This is a genomic window from Nonomuraea fuscirosea, assembly GCF_035917475.1.
Classification (GTDB): Bacteria; Actinomycetota; Actinomycetes; order Streptosporangiales; family Streptosporangiaceae; genus Nonomuraea; species Nonomuraea fuscirosea.
The window spans coordinates 457,150-479,246 of the sequence record NZ_CP109074.1; the positions used below are offsets into that span (position 1 = coordinate 457,150).

At 70.5% G+C, this 22,097-nt stretch carries 26 protein-coding genes and 1 riboswitch; of the genes, 13 read left to right on the top strand and 13 right to left on the bottom strand.

The genetic code is table 11. The annotated features are described in order from the left end of the window. Positions 1–7: 7 nt before the first annotated feature. Both OIE67_RS02110 and OIE67_RS02115 read right to left on the bottom strand, forming a co-directional pair. Positions 8–988, bottom strand: a complete 981-nt coding sequence (locus tag OIE67_RS02110) for a rod shape-determining protein (protein ID WP_326636103.1) — start codon at positions 986–988, stop codon at positions 8–10. An 87-nt stretch (positions 989–1,075) separates the two neighbouring features. Further along, complete coding sequence (locus OIE67_RS02115; protein WP_326636105.1) at positions 1,076–1,570, bottom strand: PadR family transcriptional regulator; 495 nt, start codon at positions 1,568–1,570, stop codon at positions 1,076–1,078. A gap of 56 nt (positions 1,571–1,626) precedes the next feature. Here OIE67_RS02115 and OIE67_RS02120 point away from each other — a divergent pair, with 56 nt between their 5' ends. From OIE67_RS02120 to OIE67_RS02135, 4 genes are all read left to right on the top strand, one after another. Next, the gene (locus tag OIE67_RS02120) at positions 1,627–3,075 is read left to right on the top strand and encodes an MDR family MFS transporter (RefSeq protein WP_326636107.1); all 1,449 of its coding nucleotides are present in this window, start codon (positions 1,627–1,629) and stop codon (positions 3,073–3,075) included. Positions 3,076–3,123: 48 nt separating this feature from the next. Next, positions 3,124–3,324, top strand: coding sequence for a DUF5302 domain-containing protein (locus tag OIE67_RS02125; protein ID WP_326636109.1), 201 nt, complete (start codon positions 3,124–3,126; stop codon positions 3,322–3,324). A gap of 164 nt (positions 3,325–3,488) precedes the next feature. After that, positions 3,489–3,622, top strand: a riboswitch (cyclic di-AMP (ydaO/yuaA leader). Positions 3,623–3,805: 183 nt separating this feature from the next. Continuing rightward, positions 3,806–4,360: a hypothetical protein gene (locus OIE67_RS02130; protein WP_326636111.1), complete on the top strand. Its 555-nt coding sequence runs from the start codon at positions 3,806–3,808 to the stop codon at positions 4,358–4,360. A gap of 51 nt (positions 4,361–4,411) precedes the next feature. Further along, the gene (locus OIE67_RS02135) at positions 4,412–5,257 is read left to right on the top strand and encodes an alpha/beta fold hydrolase (protein ID WP_326636113.1); all 846 of its coding nucleotides are present in this window, start codon (positions 4,412–4,414) and stop codon (positions 5,255–5,257) included. 45 nt (positions 5,258–5,302) lie between these two features. On the opposite strand, the gene OIE67_RS02140 is transcribed toward OIE67_RS02135, so the two are convergent. From OIE67_RS02140 to OIE67_RS02160, 5 genes are all read right to left on the bottom strand, one after another. Next, positions 5,303–5,674: a hypothetical protein gene (locus OIE67_RS02140; protein ID WP_326636114.1), complete on the bottom strand. Its 372-nt coding sequence runs from the start codon at positions 5,672–5,674 to the stop codon at positions 5,303–5,305. Positions 5,675–5,704: 30 nt separating this feature from the next. Then, positions 5,705–6,079, bottom strand: a complete 375-nt coding sequence (locus tag OIE67_RS02145; RefSeq protein ID WP_326636115.1) for a roadblock/LC7 domain-containing protein — start codon at positions 6,077–6,079, stop codon at positions 5,705–5,707. A gap of 29 nt (positions 6,080–6,108) precedes the next feature. Beyond that, positions 6,109–6,909, bottom strand: coding sequence for a hypothetical protein (locus OIE67_RS02150; RefSeq protein WP_326636116.1), 801 nt, complete (start codon positions 6,907–6,909; stop codon positions 6,109–6,111). A gap of 3 nt (positions 6,910–6,912) precedes the next feature. Further along, a complete protein-coding gene (locus OIE67_RS02155; protein ID WP_326636117.1) occupies positions 6,913–7,290 on the bottom strand; it encodes a roadblock/LC7 domain-containing protein in 378 nt (125 codons plus the stop codon). Between the two features lie 139 nt (positions 7,291–7,429). Then, positions 7,430–7,780, bottom strand: coding sequence for a winged helix-turn-helix transcriptional regulator (locus OIE67_RS02160; RefSeq protein WP_106249004.1), 351 nt, complete (start codon positions 7,778–7,780; stop codon positions 7,430–7,432). A 54-nt stretch (positions 7,781–7,834) separates the two neighbouring features. Between OIE67_RS02160 and OIE67_RS02165 the strand changes: the two genes are divergently transcribed. After that, a complete protein-coding gene (locus tag OIE67_RS02165) occupies positions 7,835–8,437 on the top strand; it encodes an NAD(P)-dependent oxidoreductase (RefSeq protein WP_326636119.1) in 603 nt (200 codons plus the stop codon). A 13-nt stretch (positions 8,438–8,450) separates the two neighbouring features. Here OIE67_RS02165 and OIE67_RS02170 read toward each other — a convergent pair whose 3' ends face one another. Further along, the gene (locus tag OIE67_RS02170; protein ID WP_181308354.1) at positions 8,451–9,674 is read right to left on the bottom strand and encodes a DUF4032 domain-containing protein; all 1,224 of its coding nucleotides are present in this window, start codon (positions 9,672–9,674) and stop codon (positions 8,451–8,453) included. A gap of 22 nt (positions 9,675–9,696) precedes the next feature. Between OIE67_RS02170 and OIE67_RS02175 the strand changes: the two genes are divergently transcribed. Then, positions 9,697–11,265 carry a DUF885 domain-containing protein gene (locus tag OIE67_RS02175; RefSeq protein WP_326636122.1) on the top strand — a complete coding sequence of 523 codons (1,569 nt, stop codon included), beginning with the start codon at positions 9,697–9,699 and terminating at the stop codon, positions 11,263–11,265. 89 nt (positions 11,266–11,354) lie between these two features. On the opposite strand, the gene OIE67_RS02180 is transcribed toward OIE67_RS02175, so the two are convergent. Together OIE67_RS02180 and OIE67_RS02185 are read right to left on the bottom strand one after the other, a co-directional pair. After that, positions 11,355–11,987, bottom strand: coding sequence for a class II aldolase/adducin family protein (locus OIE67_RS02180; protein ID WP_106249009.1), 633 nt, complete (start codon positions 11,985–11,987; stop codon positions 11,355–11,357). 19 nt (positions 11,988–12,006) lie between these two features. Next, entirely contained in the window at positions 12,007–12,609 is a 603-nt protein-coding gene (locus tag OIE67_RS02185; protein WP_326636125.1) for a TetR/AcrR family transcriptional regulator, read from the bottom strand. A 45-nt stretch (positions 12,610–12,654) separates the two neighbouring features. On the opposite strand from OIE67_RS02185, the gene OIE67_RS02190 reads away from it, so the two are divergent. Together OIE67_RS02190 and OIE67_RS02195 are read left to right on the top strand one after the other, a co-directional pair. Then, positions 12,655–13,569 (top strand): carbohydrate kinase family protein, encoded by a 915-nt coding sequence (locus OIE67_RS02190; RefSeq protein ID WP_326636127.1) that lies wholly within the window; start codon positions 12,655–12,657, stop codon positions 13,567–13,569. 50 nt (positions 13,570–13,619) lie between these two features. Beyond that, the gene (locus OIE67_RS02195; RefSeq protein ID WP_326636128.1) at positions 13,620–14,834 is read left to right on the top strand and encodes an aminotransferase class III-fold pyridoxal phosphate-dependent enzyme; all 1,215 of its coding nucleotides are present in this window, start codon (positions 13,620–13,622) and stop codon (positions 14,832–14,834) included. A 20-nt stretch (positions 14,835–14,854) separates the two neighbouring features. Here the strand turns inward: OIE67_RS02195 and OIE67_RS02200 are convergent, their stop codons facing one another. Continuing rightward, complete coding sequence (locus OIE67_RS02200; protein WP_326636129.1) at positions 14,855–16,093, bottom strand: alkyl sulfatase dimerization domain-containing protein; 1,239 nt, start codon at positions 16,091–16,093, stop codon at positions 14,855–14,857. 144 nt (positions 16,094–16,237) lie between these two features. Between OIE67_RS02200 and ngcE the strand changes: the two genes are divergently transcribed. The 5 genes from ngcE (at position 16,238) to OIE67_RS02225 (ending at position 20,408) form a co-directional block, all read left to right on the top strand. After that, positions 16,238–17,683 (top strand): N-acetylglucosamine/diacetylchitobiose ABC transporter substrate-binding protein, encoded by a 1,446-nt coding sequence (ngcE, locus tag OIE67_RS02205; RefSeq protein ID WP_326636132.1) that lies wholly within the window; start codon positions 16,238–16,240, stop codon positions 17,681–17,683. Between the two features lie 3 nt (positions 17,684–17,686). After that, the gene (locus OIE67_RS02210; protein ID WP_326636134.1) at positions 17,687–18,601 is read left to right on the top strand and encodes a carbohydrate ABC transporter permease; all 915 of its coding nucleotides are present in this window, start codon (positions 17,687–17,689) and stop codon (positions 18,599–18,601) included. After that, the gene (locus OIE67_RS02215) at positions 18,602–19,456 is read left to right on the top strand and encodes a carbohydrate ABC transporter permease (RefSeq protein WP_106249021.1); all 855 of its coding nucleotides are present in this window, start codon (positions 18,602–18,604) and stop codon (positions 19,454–19,456) included. A gap of 35 nt (positions 19,457–19,491) precedes the next feature. Continuing rightward, positions 19,492–19,767 (top strand): 4a-hydroxytetrahydrobiopterin dehydratase, encoded by a 276-nt coding sequence (locus tag OIE67_RS02220; RefSeq protein ID WP_326636135.1) that lies wholly within the window; start codon positions 19,492–19,494, stop codon positions 19,765–19,767. A gap of 95 nt (positions 19,768–19,862) precedes the next feature. Further along, on the top strand, positions 19,863–20,408 hold the full coding sequence (locus tag OIE67_RS02225) for a hypothetical protein (RefSeq protein ID WP_326636137.1): 546 nt from the start codon (positions 19,863–19,865) through the stop codon (positions 20,406–20,408). A gap of 12 nt (positions 20,409–20,420) precedes the next feature. Here the strand turns inward: OIE67_RS02225 and OIE67_RS02230 are convergent, their stop codons facing one another. Both OIE67_RS02230 and OIE67_RS02235 read right to left on the bottom strand, forming a co-directional pair. Continuing rightward, the gene (locus tag OIE67_RS02230; RefSeq protein WP_326636139.1) at positions 20,421–20,582 is read right to left on the bottom strand and encodes a hypothetical protein; all 162 of its coding nucleotides are present in this window, start codon (positions 20,580–20,582) and stop codon (positions 20,421–20,423) included. Between the two features lie 137 nt (positions 20,583–20,719). Next, positions 20,720–22,090, bottom strand: a complete 1,371-nt coding sequence (locus OIE67_RS02235; protein ID WP_326636141.1) for a serine hydrolase — start codon at positions 22,088–22,090, stop codon at positions 20,720–20,722. Between the last annotated feature and the right edge of the window lie 7 nt (positions 22,091–22,097).

Genomic DNA, 22,097 nt, shown 5'->3' on the forward strand with positions numbered 1-22,097 from the left:
TCACCCGTCATAGACGCCCCCGGAGCCTCCCGATCGGCCCCAGTTCGTCCACGCACCGCCCCAGCCCGAGTGCCACGGCCTCCAGCGGGCGCTCCGCCCGGCGTACCGGCATGCACAGGGTCTCGCGCAGCCGCCGGCCGAGCCCGCGCAGCAGCGCGCCGCCGCCGACCAGCACCGCGCCGCGCACCCCGAGGTCGGCGGTCAGCTCGGCCGGGCAGCGCTCGACGGTCTCCATCGCCGTGCGCACGATCGACTCGATCGGCTGCGCGGCGGCCTCGAAGATCCGCTCCACGGGCAGCGCCAGCTCGCGCTCGCGCCCCGTGTCGGGGTCGCGGGCGTGCACCATGATCTGCCGGTCCCCGCCGCCCGCGCGGCGCTTGGCCGACTCGGCCTCGGTCTCGTCGAGCAGCAGCCCGTGCTCGCGCTCGACGAAGCGGGCGATGGCCCGGTTGACGGCCTGCCCTCCGTACGGCACCGAGCCGGCCGCCACCACCGACTCCCCGGACAGCACCGCGACCCGCGCCGCGTCGCGGCCGATGTCGATCACCATGTGCCCGGCGCAGTCCGTCAGCTCCATCCCCGCCCCCAGCGCGGCGGCCAGGGCGTGCGGGACGAGCTGCACCGTCCGCGCCTCCGCCTCGTAGGCGATGTCGCGCAGCGCGGCCCGGTCGATCGGGGTGGAGTCGGAGGGCAGCGCCATGATCACCCGCGGCCGGGCGTACGGATGCCAGTGCACCTTGCGCAGGAAGTGCCGGATCATGCGCCGGGCCAGCTCGGTGTCGGCGGGCAGCCCGCCGCTGACCGGCCAGCACGTACGCCCGCCCCCGCCGAGCGCGGCGGCTTCGGCGCCGTACCCGATGACCTTGCCCGTCCGGCCGTCGCACATGACGGCGGAGGGCTCGTCGAGCACGATGCCCTTGCGTCTGGCGTAGATTCGCGTGCTCGCGGCTCCCAGATCCATCGCGAGGTCACGGCCGAGGAGTCTCATTGGGGTATCCCTTTCCTGGACCGCTCCAACGCAACACCAGGAACGTAACGGAACCCCTTTACCCTGAGGCCGCGAAGCCGCCGGAGATCAGGGGCGGCGGAGGGCGGTGAGGGTTTCGTCGGCCCATTCGAGGCCGGCCCTGGCCTGCGCGATCCCCAGGTTGAGCGCGTACTGGCCGAAGACCCCGGCCGGTTTGCAGTCCAGCGACGCCAGCCGTTCCGCGAAGCCCGCCCTGATGCGTTCGATTACCTCGATCGCCTCGTCCCGCTCCAGCAGCGGCAGCAGGAACGCCTGCAACGCGATCTCGCTGCGGATCGTGGACGCCGGCACGTGCTCGACCATCCATCCGCGCAGCTGACGCCGCCCCTCCTCGGTGACCGTGTACGTCTTGCGCCCTCGCGCGCCCTCCGCCTCGGCCCGCACGAGCCCGTCGGCGGCCATCTTGACCAGCTCCGGATAGATCTGGGTGTGCCCGGCCTGCCAGACGTGGTTGAGCGAGAGCTCGAACTTCTTGGTGAGGTCGTAACCGCTCGCCGGGCCGACGGCCGACAGCAGCCCGAGCAGCGCGATCCGTAGGGACATGACCGCCAGCATAGCGACGGCTTGACATGTAAGCTCTTACATATCACTCTTCACATGTGAATACTGACACGAAGCCGGACGGGCTCGTCCTCCTCGCCGCGCTCGGCGGGATGTTCCTGGCGATGCTGGACCAGACGATCGTGGGCACGGCGCTGCCGCGCATCACCACGGAGCTCGGCGGCAGCACGCTCTACACCTGGGTCGTGACCGCCTACCTGCTGACGTCCACGGTCACGGTGCCGCTCTACGGCAGGCTCTCCGACCAGCACGGCAGGAAGCCGCTGCTGCTGATCGGCATGGTGGTCTTCGTGGCGGGCTCGGCGCTGTGCGGGGCGGCGCAGGACATGGGGCAGCTCATCGCGTTCCGCGTGTTGCAGGGGCTGGGGGCCGGCGCGCTGCTGCCGCTGTCGATCGCGCTGGTGATGGAGATGTTCCCGCCGAGCAGCGGCAACGGCGGCCGCGTGCAGGGGGCGCTCGGCGGCGTGATGGGGCTGACGTTCCTGGCGGGGCCGTTCCTCGGCGGGCTGTTCACCGACCAGGCGAGCTGGCGCTGGGCCTTCTACGTGAACGTGCCGCTGGGGCTCGCGCTGATCGCCGTCGTCGTGCTGCGGCTGCCGAACCGGCGGGGGACCGGCGGCGGGCGTCCCGACTACGCGGGCATCGCGGTCTTCACCGTGGCCATCAGCGCGCTCCTGCTCGGGCTGACGGAGAAGGGCATGGACGGCCACACGTGGACCGACACCGCCGTGGCCGGGCCGATCGGGTTCGCGCTGGCGTCGCTGGTGGTGTTCGTGCTGGTGGAACGGCGGGCGGCCGATCCGATCATGCCCATGGGCCTGTTCGCGAACCGGACGTACACGCTGGTCATGGTGACCTCCTTCTTCACGGCCTTCTGCATGTACGCCGGCGTCGTCTTCCTGCCCCGCTACTTCCAGGAGGCGCTGCGGTTCAGCGCCACCGAGTCGGGCCTGCGGATCTACCCGCTGACGCTGGCGATGGTGCTGGGCAGCGTGCTCATGGGCGCGCTCATGTCCAGGACGGGCCGGTACAAGCCGTGGCTGGTCGCCGCGCCGTTCCTGCTGGCGGCCGGGGCGCTGCTCTGCCTGAACCTGAGTGTGGACAGCGGCGGCCTGGCGCTGGCCCTGTGGATGCTGCCGCTGGGGCTCGGGATGGGCCCGATGTTGTCGGGCCTGACCGTGGCCGCGCAGCAGTCGGTCGACCCGGGTCAGCTGGGCACGGCCTCGGCCAACCTCACCTTCTTCCGCCAGATCGGCGGCTCCGTGGCGCTGGCCGTCGGCGGCACCCTCTACACCTCGGAGGTCGCCGCGAGCGCTCCCCTCCACGGGGCGGCCGCGGCCCACGCCTCGGCGGCCGCGCTGGTCGTCCCCGCGCTCGGGATCGCGGGGGCCGTGATCGCGCTGGTGGCGCTGGTGGCGCTGCCCAACCGGCGGCTGCGGCCGCCTTCTGTGCCACAAGGCAAGGTCGAGGCCGGTTTCGCGTCGTAAGCGGTGTCATGCGAAGCTGTGACTGTCCCCAACACCTTGGAGGTCCTCATGGCGGATACACCGGAGCCGGAAGTCAGCGAAACTCCCGAGGACGAGATGAAGCGCAAGTTCCGTGAGGCACTGGAGCGCAAGCGCAACCAGGCTGCGGGCGCGGGCGCGGGTGGCAGGGGCGTCGACCCTTCGAAGATCCACGGGGCGCACGGTCCGGCTGCGAGTAAGAGATCGTTCAGGCGCAAGAGCGGCGGCTGAGGCGAAAAATCCGAGGGGGTACGGCATGCCCGTGCCCCCTTCTTCATTCCCTGACGAAGGTAGATCTTTCGACCGGTTTGTGATGGAACGTTTGCGTATGTCCGTTTGCATAGTTAGAGTAACGGCCATTACCAGCCGGTGACCTAGTCCTTACCCACAGGGACAGCCGACTGGCGCCGAATCCCGAACCCAGGGAACCGGGGACCCACCTCATGGGGTGAATCCGGCCACCACGCCGGTAGGGCATCTCCACGCCCGAACCCGTCAGCTAACCCGGTAGGTGTGATGGAGAGGACGAATCACCCCATGCAGCAGCGCGTCGTACCCCCGGACCGCATGCCGGCCGCCTACTAGAGCGGCCCCCTTCTCCCAAGGCTCGTCAATTTGCGCCCCGCGTAGCGACGTCAGGTGATTTTCCCCGCTACGTGCCATTCCCCCATGGGCGCAACTCCCTGTCCCCTCGCGAAGGGTTTACCTTTTCATGTCTGCCCGTTCTGGCCTGCGTTCCCTCACCCTCCTCACCGCAATCGCCATCGGTACGCTGACCATCGCCGGCCCGGCCGCTCACGCCGAGACCGGCACGGACGAGAAGGTCCTGCTCAAGGGCTCCACCACGGCCTCGTACTTCTGGGACGACGCCTCCGGCCGCGCCGGCGACACCGGCCTGCCCGCCAGTGGAAAGCCCATGCAGAAAGGGCTGGCCGCCAGCCCCAGCTGGCCCCTCCTGACCGAGGGGTACGTGATGTACAAGGGCAAGAAGATGCCCTTCTTCGTGGGCGACCGCGGCCCCGGCGAGCCCTCCAACCGCGGCATCATGCTCGACCTCGACGCCAAGACCTTCGCCGAGCTGACCGGCGGCCGGTTCAACTCCAGCACGCTGGGCGTGGACGGCGTCGGCGGCCAGGGACACATCGAGATCGACTACGTCATCACCAAGTGGGGCGACGGCATGGGCAAGAAGAATTACCCGGTCCCCTTCTCGACCGGCGCGTGGGGCGAGCGTGACCGCAACCCGGCCACCCCGCCGCAGAACTGACCCGGACGCCCACCTTTGCGGAGTCAGGACCAGAATGTCATTCTGGTCTCCGTGACCAACCGCGCAGCCGCGAACGGCATCGACATCGCCTACGAGAGCTTCGGCTCACCGCAGGGCCGGCCCCTGCTCCTCATCATGGGCCTGGGCGCCCAAATGATCCAATGGGACGAAGGGCTCTGTGAGCTCCTCGCGGAGCAGGGGCACCACGTCGTCAGGTACGACAACCGCGACGTGGGGCTGTCCACCCACTTCCACGACGCGGGCGTGCCCGCGGCGGGAGCCCCCGCCCCCTACCTGCTGGACGACCTGGCCGACGACGCCGCGGCCCTCATGGACGTGCTCGGCTGGCCGTCCGCCCACGTGGTGGGGGCCTCGATGGGCGGGATGATCGCCCAGGCGCTGACCATCCGCCATCCCGGGCGGGTGCTGACCCTGACCTCGATCATGTCGACCCCCAATCCGTCCGTCGCCCCGCCCACGGAGGCGGCCTCCTCGGCGCTCATGGGCCGGCCGCCCGCCGACCGCGAGACGGCGCTGGAGCAGGCGGTGGAGCGGTGGGCGGTGATCGGCTCGCCGGGCTACGAGCTGGACCGCGAGCGGATCGTCGAGCTGGCCGGGCGCGCCTTCGACCGCAGCTTCGACCCGGCGGGCACGGCCAGGCAGTTCGCCGCCATCATGGCCTCGGGCGATCGTACGGAGGGGCTGAAGGGGGTCCGCGTGCCGACGCTGGTGCTGCACGGCGAGGCCGACCCGCTCGTGCCCGTGGCCGGCGGCCGGGCGACGGCGGCGGCCGTCCCGGGAGCGCGGCTGGTGACCTACCCCGGCATGGGGCACGACCTGCCGCGCGAGCTCTGGCCCGCCTTCGCCGCGGAGATCACCAAGCTCACCTCCGCCTGAGCCGGCGGGCGGTGGCCCGCGCCCCGGGCGCGGGCCACGGCGCGCTCAGATCTCCAGCTTCTCCTCGATGCCGCGCAACTGGTGCCGCGCCAGCGCCAGGTTGGCGCGCGAGCGGTCGAGCGCGAGGTAGAGGAACAGCCCCTTGCCGCCGCGCCCCGTGATCGGGCGGATGATGTGGTACTGGGTGCCCAGCGTGATGAGAATGTCCTCGATGGTCTCCTTGAGCCCGAGCGAGTCCATCGTGCGGAGCTTGGCCTTGACCACCTCGGTGTTGCCGGCCGCGGCGATCTGGAGGTCGAGGTCCTTGGAGCCGCCGAGCGTGCCCAGCGCCATGCCGCTGCCGTGATCGACGATGGCCGCGCCGATCGTGCCGTCGATGCTCATCATCTCCTTGAGGGAGACGTCCATTCCAGCCATGTCTCGTTTCTCCTTTCTGACGGGTTCGGTTCAGTGCTTGCGTGCTGCGACGGCGGCCACCGCGGCGGCCGTCTTCCTGCCCTCGAGCCGCAGCAGCCCGACGTTCGCGCCGGGTCCGGCCAGGACCGTGAGGACGATGGTGGGGCCGGCGGCGTAGAAGGCCACGAAGCCGGCGGTGCCGGAGATGAGCGTCTCCTCCAGGGCTCCCCGGCCGGTGATGACCAGCATCCGGCTGCTCATCGCGAGCAGCGCCGCAGACAGTGCCGCGACCTGCTCGCTGGTACGGCTCTCCAGGTCGCAGGCGATCGGCAGGCCGTCCACCGTGCAGGCGACGCTGCCGCTCACGTCCGGCGTACGCTCGCGGAGGAGCGTCATCTCCTCCAGCACCTCTTGTCGTAGCTCCACCGGTGGCCTCCTCCTGAGTGAGGGGAACCTCACGACAGCTCCTCCAGCGCCTTCTTCAGCCGCATCAGCAGCGCCAGATCGGTCGGATCGCCCGTGACGGGCGGCCCCAGCGGCTGGGGGGCCGCCCCGGGATCGTGCGGCGGTCTCCCCGCCGCCGCGTGCTGGCCGCGCTTGGGCAGACCGGCCGGTTCCGGCTCGGCGAGCAGGCCCGCGGCGGCCAGCCTCCTGACGGCCAGCAGCACCGGGTACGCCGGCCGCCCGATCTGCTTGGCCAGCTCCAGCGGCGTCGCCTTGTGATCGGCCCGGACGACGACCTCCCACTGCACCCGGCTCAGCGTCACGCCGTGGCCGGGCAGCCGGGCCAGCGGACGTACCGGCAGCAGGTCCACCTCGGCCGACGGCCAGATCTCGGTCAGCTGCGCCCGCCGCCGCGCGCACTCGCGGACCAGCCCGGCCACGTCGAAGAACCATTGCCCGCCCAGCCAGTGCCGCTCGCCCGGCCGGAACTTCGGCCGCGCCCCACTGGCCGGCAGCAGGAAGAAGGCCGCGTCCAGCACGCCGCCGAGCACCGCGTACTGCAGCTCGCCCGCCGTGAGCGGCCCCTCCTCGATCAGCCGCGCGCAGCCGCCGTCGTCCCGCAGCCGGCGCAGCGCCGTCTCGCTCATCAGGCCCCTGGCGGCCAGCAGCCGCTCGACGCTGGGCGCCTGGGCGCACTCCATGTACGTCACGCGCCCGTCCGCGAGGAAGATCGTGCCGCTCCTGCCGACCCGGAGCGCACCCGTGGAGCGCTCGCGGGCCAGGCCGGCCAGGAGGGTGTCCAACCTGGTCATGGGTCACTTCGTCGTCAGGGCGCTGGAGATGTTCTGCAGGCGGTGCCTGGCCAGGGCCAGGTTGGAGCGTTCCCGGTCCAGGCGCACGTAGATGACCAGCGGCCCCTCGAACACGGTCTCCAGCAGCCGCAGCAGATGGTGACCCTTGTCCGTGGTGACGAGCATGTCGTCGATGCGCACGACGTCGCCGGGGCACGAGCGGGCCAGCCCGTCGGTGGTGGCCCGCAGCGCCTCGGTGAGCGCCGCCGCCGACCGGTCGGCGTCCACCCCGGACGCGCTGCTGAAGGCCACCGCCATCCCGCTGGTGTGGTCGACCAGCATGGCGCCCAGCGCCCCCGGTATGGACATGACCTCTGCCAGGCAGGTGTCTATTCCGAGCACGGGACCTCCCTCGCCTTCATGGGAACGGAGGCAAGCGTAGGGGTCCGGCGTCACCCGACCGCGGCGGCGGAATCCTGGCGTTGGGCTTTTATACGGCTACGGGTAAGAAAAACAACACCAGTGCGGATAACTCTACGATTTATGAATACATTTCACGGCTTCGGAGAATTTCGCCGACATGCTGCTCGGCCCAGGCTGCCACCGCCGCCATCGGATCGTGCAGGGAGTGCCCGAGGTCCGTGAGCGCGTACTCCACCCGCGGCGGCACCTCCGCGAACACCTCGCGCGTCACCAGCCCGTCCTGTTCCATGGCCCGCAACGTCTGGGTGAGCACCTTCGGCGTGACCCCGCCGATCCGCTCCCTGAGCCTGGTGAAGCGCATCGGCCCGCCGGCCAGGCAGAGCAGCACCAGCGCCGACCATTTGTCGCCGATCCGGTCCAGAACCACCCTCGTCGGACAGTTCGGGTCGAAGACATCACCGGTATCCATAAGGTACTTATAGCACGATGAAGTAACCAGTATCCGATGGATACTCTTGGCCGCATGAAGATCCTTCTCTTTGGCGCGACCGGCATGGTCGGGCAGCGCATCGCCGCCGAACTCAGCGACCGCGGCCACGAGGTCACCGGCGTCAGCCGCCGCGGCCCCGTCAAGGGCGACATCCACGACACCGCCACCCTGGCCAAGGGTTACGACGCGGTCATCTCCGCCATCGGTCCCGCGCGCGACGTGGAGGAGCCCGAGCAGCCGTTCCTCGACGCCAACCGCGCCCTGCTCGACGGCCTGCGCGCGGCCGGGGTGAGCCGGGTGATCGTCGTCGGCGGGGCCGGCAGCCTCCAGGTGGCCCCCGGCCTCGACCTGGTCGACACGCCCGAGTTCCCCGACGCGTACAAGAAGGAGGCGCTGGCCGCGCGCTCCGCCCTGCGCATGTACCGGGAAGTGGACGACCTCGACTGGACGTTCGTCTGCCCGGCGATCGTCATCGCCCCGGGAGAGCGTACGGGGGCCTTCCGGGTCGGTGGCGACGAAGTCATGAGCGACGACCAGGGCAACAGCTTCATCTCCGCCGAGGACTTCGCCGTCGCCATCGCCGAAGAGGTGGAGCGCGACGCCAACCCGCGCCGGCGGATCTCCGTCGCCTACTGACCGCTGCCGGCCGCTACCGGCCGGACAACTCCTCGTCGGGCTCGTCCGGCAGCAGCGCCTGCTCGTCGGGCTTGTGCACCAGCACGTTGTCCACGTACGACTTCACCGCCGCGGGCAGCCCGACGTCGGCGCCCTCCTGCTCCGACAGGAACCAGCGGTGGTCCAGCAACTCGTGGAACAACTGCGCGGGCTCCAGCTTCCCGCGCAGCTCCACGGGGATGGCCTCGACCGTCGGCTGGAACACCTCCGCCAGCCACCGGTGCGCCACGATGGCCTCGTCCTCGTGCCGCAGCCCCTTGGCCACCCGGAACCCGTCGAGGTCGTTGAGCAGCCGCCGCGCCTGGTTCTCCTCGACGTCGAGCCCGGTCAGCCGGAGCAGCCGCCGCTGGTGGTGCCCGGCGTCCACGACCTTGGGCCGGACGATCAGCCGGCCGGTGCCGACCTTGCGCCGCACCATCATCTCGGCGACGTCGAAGCCGAGCAGGTTGAGCCGTCTGATGCGCTGCTCCACGCGGTGCCAGTCCACCTCCTCGATGATCTCGCTCTCGTTGATCTCGTTCCACAGGCGGTGGTAGCGGGCCACGATGTCCTCGGCGGTCTCCATCGGGTCGATCGACGGGTGCAGCAGCCCGCCGGCCTCCAGGTCGAGCATCTCGCCGAAGATGTTCGTGTGCGCTGTGTCGATGTCGCCCAGCCGCTGCCCCTCGCTGATCATCGGATGCATCTCGCCGGTCTCGGCGTCCACCAGGTAGGCCGCGAACGCCCCCGCGTCACGCCGGAACAGTGTGTTGGACAGCGAGCAGTCGCCCCAGTAGAAGCCGTTGAGGTGCAGCCGCACCAGCAGCACGGCGAGCGCGTCCAGCAGCCGGGTCAGCGTGTCGGGGCGCAGGGTGCCGGACATGACGGCGCGGTAGGGGAGCGAGTACTGCAGGTGCCGGGTGATCAGGGCGGCGTCGAGCCCCTCCTCGCGGCCGGTGACGTACGCGACCGGCTCGACCGAGGGGGCGTCGAGCCTGGCCAGGTCCCACAGGAGCTGGTATTCGCGCTTGGCGTAGCGCTCGCTGATCTCCTTGATCGCGTACACCTTGCCGGAGAGCCGGGCGAAGCGCACGACGTGCCGCGAGATGCCGCGCGGCAGATCGACCAGATGGCGCTGCGGCCAGTCTGCGAGGGGGACCTCCCACGGGAGGCGGATCAGGTCAGGGTCGCCTAGCGCGCCGGTGATCTGCAGGGGCATTTCCACAGGATAAGGTGCATCAGTGGACGAGTTTCTCAAGTGGTACTTTTCTCGCAATCCCGTCGCCGCCGCCTCGCTCGGGGCCGAAGGCCACAACCACACCCTCGGTGATCTCACCGCCTCCGGCTGGCAGACGCGCGAACGCGAGCAGGTCCAGTGGCTCGAACGCCTGTCGGCCGCCGAAGCTCCGTCCCTGGACGACGCGATCGACAGGGATCTCGTCCTGTCGCAGCTCAGGGGCTCGATCGCGCTCGCGTCCTGGCCCGAGTGGCGGCGTGACCCCGCCGTCTACCTCTCGACGATCTTCGCGTCCATGTACACCCCGTTCCAGCGCCGGCTCAAGCCCGAGGCCGAGCTGGTCGAGTCGGCCCTGACCCGGCTGGCCGAGGTGCCCGGCGTGCTGGCCGCCTGCCGCGCGAACCTGGACCCCGACCTGGCCGCCCCGCTGCTGATCACGCGCGGGCTCGGCCAGGCGCGCACCGGCCGCAACCTGCTCACCCGCACCATCCCGGCCATGGTCGAGGACGCCGGCCTGCGCGCCCGCCTGGCCGAGGCCGCGGAACCGGCCGCGCGCGCCTTCGACGACCTCGTCGCCTTCCTGGAGGGCTTCGAGTGCGGCGGCACCTGGCGGATGGGGGAGAAGCTCTACTCCACGCTGCTGCGCGAACGCGAGATGCTCGGGTACGGCGCGGCCGAACTGCACGCCAAGGGCCGGGCCGCCTGGTCGGAGCTGGACACGCGCATGCGCGAGGTGGCGGTGGGGGTCAACGGCGGCGACGACTGGCGGGCGGCCATGGAGTTCCTCATGGACGACCACCCGCCGACACTGGCCGACATGCGCGCCGAGTACGAGGCCGAGACGCGGCGGGCGCGCGAGTTCGTCCGCGAGCGGGACCTGGTGACCTTCGCCGAGGGCGAGGAGTGCGAGGTGCTGCCGTCCGCCGAGTACACCCGGCCGGTCCTCGCCGTGGCCCACTACCTGGCGCCGCCGCCGCTCAGCGCCTCGCGCAGGGGCGTCTTCTTCGTGCCGTACACGCCGGACGACTTCACCCCCGAGCAGGTACGCCAGCGACTGCGCACCAACTCGCGGGCCCAGATGCCCTCCATCGCCGTCCACGAGGCCTACCCCGGGCACCACTGGCACCTGTCGTACATGGCGGGCAATCCCCGTGCCGTCAGGAAGGTGTTCAGGACGCCGTACTTCACCGAGGGCTGGGCCCTCTACGTCGAGAAGCTGCTGCACGAGCAGGGCTACTTCGACACCCCGGCCACCGAGCTGGCCCACCTCGACTGCCGGATCTTCCGCGCGGCCAGGATCGTCGTCGACACCGCGCTGCACTGCGAGGACATGTCCGTCGAGGAGGCCGAGACGTTCATGTCCACGAAGGCGTCGCTGTCGCCGGGAACGGCCCAGGGCGAGGTCAGCCGCTACTGCGCCTGGCCCACCCAGGCGCCCTCCTACCTCACGGGCGCCATCGAGATCGACCGCATCCGCGAGTCGTTCCGTGGCTCGCCGAAGGAGTTCCACGACCGGATCGCCGGATCGGGCGGGCTGCCGCTCGGACTGGCCGAGCAGGTCGCGCTCGCGTAGCCGGTCGGCGGCGGCCGGCTGAGCGGGTACGCGCTCGCACAGCCGCTCACCGGCGGCCGGCCGGGCGGGTCGCGTCCCCGCCTGGCCGATCAGCGGCGAGGGAAGGTGGGCGGGTTCGCCGCCCGCTCGATCACGGCGGCCAGCTGCTCGTCCGTCAGGACGGTCGGCCGGCCGACGCCGAGCCCGCGCACGTAGACCTCGCACAGCCACTCCAGCAGCCGGGTGGCCTCGAACGCCTCCTCCAGGCTCGCCCCGATGCTCACCCCGCCGTGGTTGGCCATCAGCGCGGCCCGCTTGCCCTCCAGGGCGGCACGCACGTTCGCGGCCAGCTCCGGCGTGCCGTACGTGGCGTACTCGGCCACCCGGACGACCCCGCCCAGCAGCAGCGCGTTGTAGTGCACGGGCGGCAACTCGGTCATCGTGGTGGCCACCACCGTGCCGAACACGGAGTGCGTGTGCACGATGGCCTGCGCGTCGGTGGTCTCGTAGACGGCCAGGTGCATCGGGGTCTCGCTGGACGGCTGCGCGTCGCCCTCCACGAGGTGGCCGGTCACGTCCACGATCGGGCAGATCTCCGGCGTCAGCCGGTCGAGCGCGACCCCCGAGGGCGTGACCGCGACCAGGTCGCCCTGACGCACGCTGAGATTGCCCGAGGTGCCGATGACCAGGCCCAGCTCGACGGCGCGGCGGCCGTACTCGCACAACTGCTCGCGAAGGCTCATACGCGTGGAATGTAGTGCATCACAGGCGGTCCAGGGCCCGGAGCATGACGCGCCCGGCGTCGGCGCGGGTCAGGCGTTCGGGGTAGAGCAGCAGGTGCAGGCTGAGGCCGTCCATCAGGGCGAGCAGGTGCTCGGCGTGATCGTCCAGCTCGTCGGCGCCGTTCCGCAGTTCGCCGGCCGCGCGGGCCCGGCCGAGCAGGTCGCGGACGGCGGCGCGCAGCTCGTCCGCCTCCGCCCGCTGCACCCCGGCCAGCCGTTCCGAGGCCAGGCTGCGGCTCCAGAAGCTCACCTCCAGCCGGGTCTCACGGGCCCGCTCGTCGTCCAGCGGCAGGTTGTCCAGCAGCAGTTCGCGCAGCGCCGCGAGGGCGGAGCCGCCGGGACCGCCTGCGTCCGTCACCTTGCCGGTCAGCCGGGCGCGGATGCGCTCGTGCGACTGGCGCAGCGCCGACAGCAGGATCTCGTCCTTGTCGGCGAAGTAGTGGGCCAGCACGCCGTTGGAGTAGCCGGCCTCCTTGGCGATGGCGCGGGTGGTGGCGGCGTCGATGCCGTCCCTGACGATCACCCGGCCGGCCGCCGACAGGACCTCGCGCCTGCGCTCGTCGTGATCGACGATCTTCGGCATCGAACCTCCGTTGACTTTTTATTCGGACGTCTGTCTATTTAGACTATGACCGTCGTCACCGTCGGCGTCCACATCGTCGACATACTCGCCCGGCCCGTCGAGCACATCCCCGAGGGCCAGGACACCGTACTGGTAGACCAGATCCGCCTCACCGCCGCGGGCGCCGCCGCGGGCACGGCGGTCGACCTGGTCAAACTGGGCCACGACGTGGTCACCATGGGAGCGATCGGCGACGACGAGCTCGGCGACTTCCTGCTGATGATCCTGGCCAAGCGCGGCGTGGACGTCTCACGCCTCGTCCGCAGGCCGGGGGAGCAGACGGCGGCCTCGATCCTGCCCATCAGGCCCGACGGCGGGCGGCCCAGCTTCCACGTGCCGGGAGCCAACCTCGGGGTCACCTACGCCGACCTCGACACCGAGACGCTGCTCCAGGCGCGGGCGATCCACCTGGGCGGCATGGACGTCACGTTCGGGCTCGGTGACCCCGCGTTCTTCGAGCTGCTCGACACCGCCCGCGCGAACGGCGCCGTCGTCACCATGGACCTGCTCTCCGAGCTGCCCGACCTGCTCGGCATGGCCCGCGCGTTCCTCCCGCACGTCGACTACGTGCTGCCGAACGAGTCTCAGGCCCTGCTGACGACCGGGACGGACGACGTCGAGTCCGCCGCGCGGGCACTGCTCGCCGACGGGCCGCGCGGCGTCCTCGTCACGCTCGGCGAGGCGGGCAGCCTCGTCGTGACGGAGGACGGCGTACGGCAGGTGCCGGCGCTGAAGACGGACGTGGCCGACACCACGGGCTGCGGCGACGCCTACTGCGCCGGCTTCGTCACCGGCCTGCTGCACGATCAGGACGTCCTGACGGCCGCCCGCTGGGGCACGGCCGCCGCCGCCCGGGTCGCCACCGGGCTCGGCTCCGACGCCGGCCTGACCGACCTCGACTCCACCCTCGCCCTCCTCTGAGCCGTCCCCTGAGCCTTCCCACGAGCCTTCCCACGACAAAGGACCCCCTCATGACCGACGCAGACCTTCGCCTGCGGGCGCAGAAAGTCGTCCCAGGCGGCATGTACGGCCACCTCAACGCGGCCCTGTTCGCCCCCGGTTTCCCCCAGTTCTTCGAACGCGGCGAAGGCTGCCGCCAGTGGGACGTGGACGGCCGCGAGTACATCGACTTCATGTGCAGCTGGGGCCCGATCGTGCTCGGGCACCGGCACCCGCGCGTGGAGGAGGCCGCCGCCCGCCAGGCCGCGCTCGGCGACTGCCTCAACGGGCCCGGCCCGGTCATGGTGGAGCTGGCGGAGCTGCTGGTCGACACCGTGCCGAGCGCGGACTGGGCGATGTTCTCCAAGAACGGCACGGACGCCACCACGCAGGCGCTCATGGTCGCCAGGGCAGCGACGGGGCGCACCAAGGTGCTGATGGCGCACGGGGCCTACCACGGGGCGGACCCGTGGTGCACGCCGTCCCTGTCGGGCACGACGCCCAACGAGCGGGCCGACCTGGTGGAGTTCGCGTACAACTCGCTGGAGTCCCTGGAGGCCGCGGCGGCCACTGTCGAGGGCGACGTGGCGGCGATCATCGTCACGCCCTTCAAGCACGACTCGTTCGAGGATCAGGAGCTGGTCGAGCCCGCCTTCGCCCGGGGCGCCAGGGCGCTGGCGGACCGGCTCGGGGCGGCGCTGGTGATCGACGACGTGCGGGCCGGGTTCCGGATCGACCTGCGCGGGTCGTGGGAGCCGTACGGTGTGCGCCCGGACCTGACGGCCTGGTCGAAGGCGATGGCGAACGGCTACCCGATCGCCGCCGTCACCGGGACGGACGCGCTGCGCGGGCCCGCGCAGACGCTGTACTCGACGGGGTCGTTCTGGTTCTCGGCGGTGGCGATGGCGGCGGCCAAGGCGACCATCGAGACGCTGCGCGACGAGGACGGCATCGGGGCCATGGAGCGGGCGGGCACGCAGCTGCGTGACGGGCTGTACGCGCAGGCCAAGGCGCACGGGTTCGTGGTGAACCAGACGGGGCCCGTGTCGATCCCGTGGCTCAGCTTCGACGGTGACGCCGACCTGTCGGTGGCCATGTGGTGGAGCGACGCCTGCCTGCGGCACGGGGTCTACCTGCACCCGTGGCACAACTGGTTCATGTCGGCCGCGCACACGGAGGCGGACGTGGCCAAGGCCCTGGAGGGCACCGACCAGGCGTTCGCGGAGACCCGCGCCCACTTCGGCTGAGACGCGGGGTCACCCGCCCGTCACGACCGCCGCTCCGACTCCGCGGCGGCCCAGGTGAAGACGCCCTTGGCCATGGTGGACAGCTCATTCGCCGCCCTGGTGGCGAAGACCTCCGCGCGTACGCGGTGCACGCCCGCGTCGTCGGGCGCCGCCAGGGCGGCCATCTCCGTGAGGTGGCCGGCCAGCCGCTCGTCACCCTCGGACAGGGCCTTGAGCGCCGCGTCCGCCAGCGCGGCCGGGCCGCCCGCGAGCTCCGCCACGGCCTTGGCCAGAACGGCGTCGGGAGCGGGCTTGAGGTGGGCGGGGTTGCCGTCGTACCAGCCGCCGTAGAGCCGCCACAGATTGCGCACCACGAACTCCGGCTCGTCGTAGCGCGCCCGCAGATAGGGCCGCTCCGACAGGTGCGCGGGCGGCCGTACGGCCTGGACGATCTCGTCCAGCCGCGCGCCCGCGTTGAGCAGGTCGAGCGTCTGCGTGACCAGCGACTCCAGCCATTCGGCGGTCTCCAGCAGCGCCTGCCGGATGCGGTCGGCGCCGAAGATCGGCGCGCCGTGACTGGGCAGCATGATCTCCGCGCCCAGCCCGGCCATCAGGCGCAGGGCGTGCACCCACTCCCGGGGATAGCGCTGCACCTTCTGCGGGTTGCCGCAGTTGGGCGTCACCCAGATGAACAGGTCGCCGGGCAGCAGCAGCTTGTGCTCGGGCACCCAGCCGATGCTGGCGTCGTCGGTCTCGCCCTTGGCGTGCACGAGGTCGAACGTCAGCCCGCCGCGCCGCACGGTGAGCCGGTCGGCGTAGGTGACGTCGGGATGGCGGTAGACGTCCGGCCAGCGCAGCTGCGGCGCCTGGAACTGGCGCTGGTTGATCACCGCGTTGTAGCCGTTGGTCAGCACGTAACGCTCGAACCGGGCGACGACCGCCTCGTGGGCGTAGACCGTGGCCCGCCGCCCCTCCTCCTCCTCCTCGAAGGGGCCCGTGCCGAAGACGTGGTCGATGTGCCCGTGCGAGTAGAACGCGGTGGTCAGCGGGGCGCGGGTCCAGGCGCGTACGTCCTCGTGCAGCTTCTTCGCCGAGAAGGGGCTGCTCGTGTCGAACAGCGCCAGCTCGCCCTCGGTCTCGAACGTGATGACGTTGCCGAATCCCGGCCACCAGCCCACGCCGTCGGCGACCGTGAGGACGCCCCTGCCCTGCATGCCCGGGTCGACGATGCTGTCGTCGGCCTCGCCCCGCCACACGCGGTCCGCGTACTCGGCAATCATGGATCAACTCATATTCTAGAATCTTGTTCTGTGCAAGCCCGTCACGGCAAGGTCACGTCTCGATCGCACCCCCTTGACGCCCGCGCCGGCCCGTTCGTACGTTGCGGAGATCGTTTAGGAAACTTTCCTAATTCAGGAGCCCCCATGACCCACCCGGGTGACATCACCAGGCGTCAGCTGCTCCGCCGGATCGGCATCACCGCGCTCGCCGCCGGCCCAGGCGCCGGTCTGCTGGCCGCGTGCGCCACCGCCGGCACCGGAGGCGAGCCCTCCGCCGCCCCCTCCACCTCGCTCCCCGCCTCCGCCGACCCGAAGAACCCCTTCGGCGTGGACGCCCAGAAGCCGCTCGAAGTGGTCATCTTCAGCGGCGGGTACGGCGACGCCTACGCCAAGGACCTGCACGAGGAGCTCTACAAGCAGGCGTTCGCCGGCGTCACGGTCAAGCACACGGCCACCCAGGAGATCGGCACCCAGCTCCGCCCGCGCCTGATCGGCGGCGACGCCCCAGACGTGATCAACAACTCGGGCCCCAAGTCGATGGACCTGGCCGCCCTGGCCGCCGAGGGTCACCTGGCCGACCTGACCCCGCTGTTCGACGCCCCTTCCGTGGACGACCCGGCCAAGAAGGTACGCGACACGATCACCCCGGCCGTGCTGGAGAACGCCAAGGTCACCGGCAGGAACCTGGTGCTCAACTACACGGTGTCGCACCGGGCCCTGTGGTACAACGCCAAGCTGTTCGCCACTAAGGGCTGGACGCTGCCGGCGACCTGGGAGGAGTTCACCGCGCTGGGGGAGACCGCCAAGAAGGAGGGCATCCTGCTCTTCGCCTATCCGGGGCAGAAGGGGCCGTACTACCAGTTCTGGAACGTCCTCTACACCGCCGCGAAGATCGGCGGGAACCAGGTCATCATCGACATCGACAACCTGGTCGACAACGCCTGGAACGCCGAGCCGATGAAGCGGGCGGTCACCGTCTGGGCGGACATCCAGGCGAAATATGGCGACAAAGCGTACTTCGGTCTCGATCACACCCAGACCCAGATCAAGCAACTGCAGAACAAGGTCCTCTTCTACCCGGTCGGCTCCTGGATCGAGAACGAGATGGCCAAGGACAAGCCGGACGACTTCGAGTACGCCATCGCCCCCATCCCCGAGGTCACCGGCTCCGACCGGATGCCGTACGGGGCCATCCAGGTCGGCGTCGGCGAGAACTTCGTGGTCGCGGCCAAGGGCGAGAACCCGCAGGGCGGCCTCGAATACCTGCGCCTCATGCTCTCCAAGGAAGGCGCGCGCGGCTTCACCGAGAAGACCAAGAACGTCACGGTCGTGAACGGGGCCGCCGAGGGCGTCGACCTGCCCGCCGGCCTCATGAGCGCCGCCAGGGCCCAGGACAGGGCCGGTCAGAACATCATCACCGAGGCGCGCTTCGAAGGCTGGTACAAGGAGCTCTTCGACTACGGCACCGAGGAGATCAACGTGGTCATGGCCGGCCGGATCACCCCCGAGGAGTTCTGCGCCAACCTGCAGAAGAAGGCCGACGCCGTCAAGAAGGACGACGCGGTCACCAAGCAGACCAGGAGCTCGTGACCGATGGAGCGGCTGCGCAGGTACGGGTTCGTGGCCGGCTTCCTCGCCGTGCCGCTCGTGCTCTACACCGTCTTCGTCATCAGCCCGTACGTGCAGGCGTTCCAGCTCGCGCTGACGAGCTGGAACGGATACAGCTCGATCGTCCGCTACGTCGGGCTGGACAACTTCGGGCGGCTGTTCCAGGACGAGGTCTTCTGGCGGGCCCTGCGCAACCACGGGATCCTGCTGCTGGTGCTGCCGCTCGTCACCATCCTCATCGCGCTCGTCTTCGCCTTCCTGCTCAACCTCGGCGGCGGCACCCGCGGCGCCGGGATGAAAGGGGTGTGGGGGTCGAACTTCTACCGGACGGTGTTCTTCTTCCCCCAGGTCCTGGCCGTGGCCGTGGTCGGCGTGCTGTTCCAGGCCGTCTACCGGCCCGACGAGGACGGCGTGATCAACGGCGTGCTGGCCAGGTTCGGCATCGACCCCGTCGGCTGGCTCATCGAGCCCGGCCTGGCGCTGTGGTCGATCATCGCGGTGATGGTCTGGCAGGCGGTCGGCTTCTACGTGGTGCTGTTCTCGGCGGGCATGGCCGCCATCCCCAAGGACTACTTCGAGGCCGCCGCGCTCGACGGGGCCAACCGGCTGCGGCTGTTCTTCTCCATCACGCTGCCGCTGCTGCGCGACACCGTACAGGTCGGGTGGATCTATCTCGGCATCGCCGCCTTCGACGGGTTCGCGCTCATCCAGGTGCTGGCCGGCGACAAGGGCGAGCCCGACGGCGCCACCACCATCCTGCCGGTCACGATCTACAACACCGCCTTCTCCTACCAGAAGGTCGGCTACGCCTCCGCCATGGGCGTGGCGCTGTTCTTCCTCACCGTGACTTTCGCGGTGCTGACCTTGCGGACCACCAGGCGGGAGAGGGTTGAGCTGTAGATGGCTCCGCGCGAGATCGAAAGACCCCGGTTCGGCGTGCTCAACGGGCTGTCCCACGTGGCGCTGGCCGTGTGGGCGCTGCTCATCGTCGCGCCGCTGCTGTGGACGTTCCTGGCCTCGTTCAAGAGCAACGCCGAGATCTTCGGCGATCCGCTGCAACTGCCCGGGGCGCTGCGGCTGGACGCCTGGGGGCGGGCCTGGGACACGGCGCACATCGGCCGGTACATGCTCAACACCGTCATCGTCGTCCTCTTCGGCACGGCGGGGACGATGGTGTTCGGCTCGATGGCGGCGTACGTGCTGGCGCGCTACCGCTTCCCCGGCAGCAGGCTGATCTACTACTACTTCGTGGCCGGGCTGGCGTTCCCGGTGTTCCTGGCGCTGGGGCCGCTGTTCTTCGTGGTCAAGCAGGTCGGGCTGCTGAACTCGCACGTGGGGCTGGTGCTGGTGTACGTGGCGTACTCGCTGCCGTTCACCGTGTTCTTCCTCGCGGCCTTCTTCAGAACACTGCCCGAGGCCGTCGCGGAGGCCGCCCAGATCGACGGCGCCTCGCACACCCGCACGTTCTTCCAGATCATGGTCCCCATGGCCAGGCCGGGCCTGATCAGCATCACGATCTTCAACGTGCTCGGGCAGTGGAACCAGTATCTGCTGCCCCTGGTGCTGCTGGCCGGCGACCCGGACAAATGGGTGCTCACCCAGGGCATCGCCAGGATCTCCACCCTGGCGGGCTACGAGGCGGACTGGCCCGGCCTGTTCGCCGCCCTGTCCATCACCATCCTGCCGGTCATGATCGTCTACATCATCTTCCAGCGCCAGATCCAGTCGGGGCTCGGCTCGGGGGCCCTCAAGTAACGTGGGTGCGGAGGCGACGGAACGCGGGAGGCTCCATGGACGTGGACAGCAGGCTCGCCGGCCTGCCCGGCTGGCGGCGCGAAGGCGACGAGATCAGGCGCACGCTCACCGCGCCCGACTTCCCCGCCGCCATCCGCATCGTCGACGAGATCGCGGTCAAGGCCGAGGAGCTCGGCCACCACCCCGACATCGACATCCGCTGGCGCACCCTCCACCTGGCCCTGACCACGCACGACGCGGGCGGGCTCACGGAGCTCGACTTCACGCTGGCCGCGCTGATCGACGACATCGCGGTAAAACATGGCGCGTAGCCGCCCATTACCCAACGTGAGCGAGCGGTCACTGGTTAGAGTGGGTGCCCTCTCGGAGCCCTCGTGCCGGTGGGGCTCTCGTCATGGGGGGTCTCATGCGCGTGCCCGCACTCCTGCTCATCCTGCTGACGGCGGCCTGCGCCGCACCGCCCGCTCCCGTCCAGAACGCCAAGACCGCCCCTGAGCCCGTGGAGACGGTCAACCTGTCCTCCGCCGGTGAGTTCACCGGCGACGACACCGCCGCCATCGCCTACGACCGCAAGCTCGCCCCGAAGGGCAGCCAGGCGAGCGTCACCGTCGAGTCCTCCAACGGTCAGACCCGCACCTCCCTCGTCGCCGAGGGCCTGCTGCCCGACCGCCGCTACGGCGCCCACCTGCACACCAAGCCCTGCGGCGGCAAGCCCGACGACTCGGGCCCCCACTACCAGCACCACCCCGGCCAGATCGACCCGACCAGCGAGGTCTGGCTCGACTTCACCACCGACGGCGAGGGCGCCGGCCGCGCCAGCGCCCGGCACGAGTGGTCCCTCGACCCGGCCAAGGTGCCCGGCTCGCTCGTCATCCACGCCAAGGCCACCAAGCCCTCGGGCCCGCAGGCCGGCACCGCCGGCGACCGCATCGCCTGCCTGACGCTCAAGTGACCGCGCCAGTCGTCACAGGCTGCCGTCATAAGCCGCGACAGTCAGCGTTCCCGATCGCCGCCGGTAGTCGGGGATGGGCGTCCCCAGCCGGCCCCTGATCTGACGCCCGTTCACCCACACATCGGCGGTGAGCCGCTCGGTGAGACCGTCCCCGCAGTAGATGACGAGGGCCACGTTGCGACCCCTGTTCGGTACGGTGAGCGTCACCTCGCGAGTGCCGGGCCAGGTGGTGCTGCCCTGGGTGACCAGGTGGAGATCCTTGCTGATCTTCGCCGGCGGCTCGCACTCCTCAAAGGGTCGCCGGATCGTGGTCAGGGCTTGGTGAGGAGGGCGAAGGCGGCGCGGGAGACGACCAGCTGGTCCAGTGTGTCCTGTTCGGTGATCGGGGCGGTCGGGTCGACGGCCATGGTGGTGACGACGTACGTCTTGCCGGTCTTCGTCCGTGCGAGGAAGCTCAGGTCCGAGAGCCCGGCCTCCGAGCCGCCCTTGAACCACACCGTCGGCCACTGCTTCCTGTTCAGGCCGAGGCCGGCGTCGTTGATCGACAGGGCCTCCCCGACGTGCTTGTCGTCCTGCCGCACCAGGTGCGCGTAGGCCCGGCAGATGTCGGACGGCGAGGCGAAGTACTCGATGGTGTCCAGGTCGCGCGGCTCGATCCAGGGCTTGATCTGCGCGAGGGGCGTCCTGGCCACGACCTGCTCCAGGTAGGCCCGCCGCTTGCCGGGGCTCAGCGACAGGTACCGCCTGGCCAGGCGCGGGTAGTCCGCGCCCTTCAGCGTGAACAGGTCCCTCGTCGTCAGGAGCGGCACGTTGCCCTTCGCGCGGACGCCCCACGCGCGCATGGTGCGCTCGACGGCCTTCCGGCCCACCTTGTGGATGAGCAGGTCGGTGGCGGTGTTGTCGCTGATGGAGATCATCAGCCTGGCGGCTTCGAGCACCGACACCCTGCTGCCGTCGGGACGGTCCTGGAGCTTGCCGGTGGGCAGGCTCTTGAGCTCGTCCTTGATCGTCAGCTGGGTGTCCCAGCCGAACGCGCCACGCTTGATCCGGTCGGCGACGGTGCCGAGCACGTACAACTTGATCATGGAACCGAGCGGGCTCGCCCGCTCGGCGGCGATGGTGTGTGCGGGCACGCAGCGACCCTTCCCGGTCAGCTCGGCGGCCAGGAAGCCCGCTTGCGGGGAGACGGCGCGCAGCAGCTCGTCCACCTCCGCCCAGCTCTTCGGGGCCGGTTTCGCCTCGACCGGCTCGCGGAACTGCAGGCCGGTCATCAGGCCCGCGCCGTCCACGACGATGACGATCTCGAACGGGGTGCCGCCTGCCACGACCCTGGCCACCAGCTGACTGTCGCCGGAACCCACGATCCGCTCCAGCCGCATGCCCTTGACCTGGGCGAAGATCTGGTTGATCTGCGCGGCGGGAACGGCCTTGAGGAAGTCGGCGGTGAAGTGCCCGGCCAGCTCGTCATCGGCGATCGGCGCGCGCGGGACCGCCTCGAACAGCCAGCTCAGCTGCTTGCCCGCGGGGGTGCCGGGGATCTGCGGAGCGGTGGAGGACGGTGTGGGGGAGGCCGTGGGGGCGGTGTTCGCCTGGACGGGGGCGGGCCCGCTCACGCACGCCGTCATGGTGACCGCCACGGCGGCCGTCGCGAGCAGCCGGACGGGCTTCGACCTGGTATTCATGAGGAGC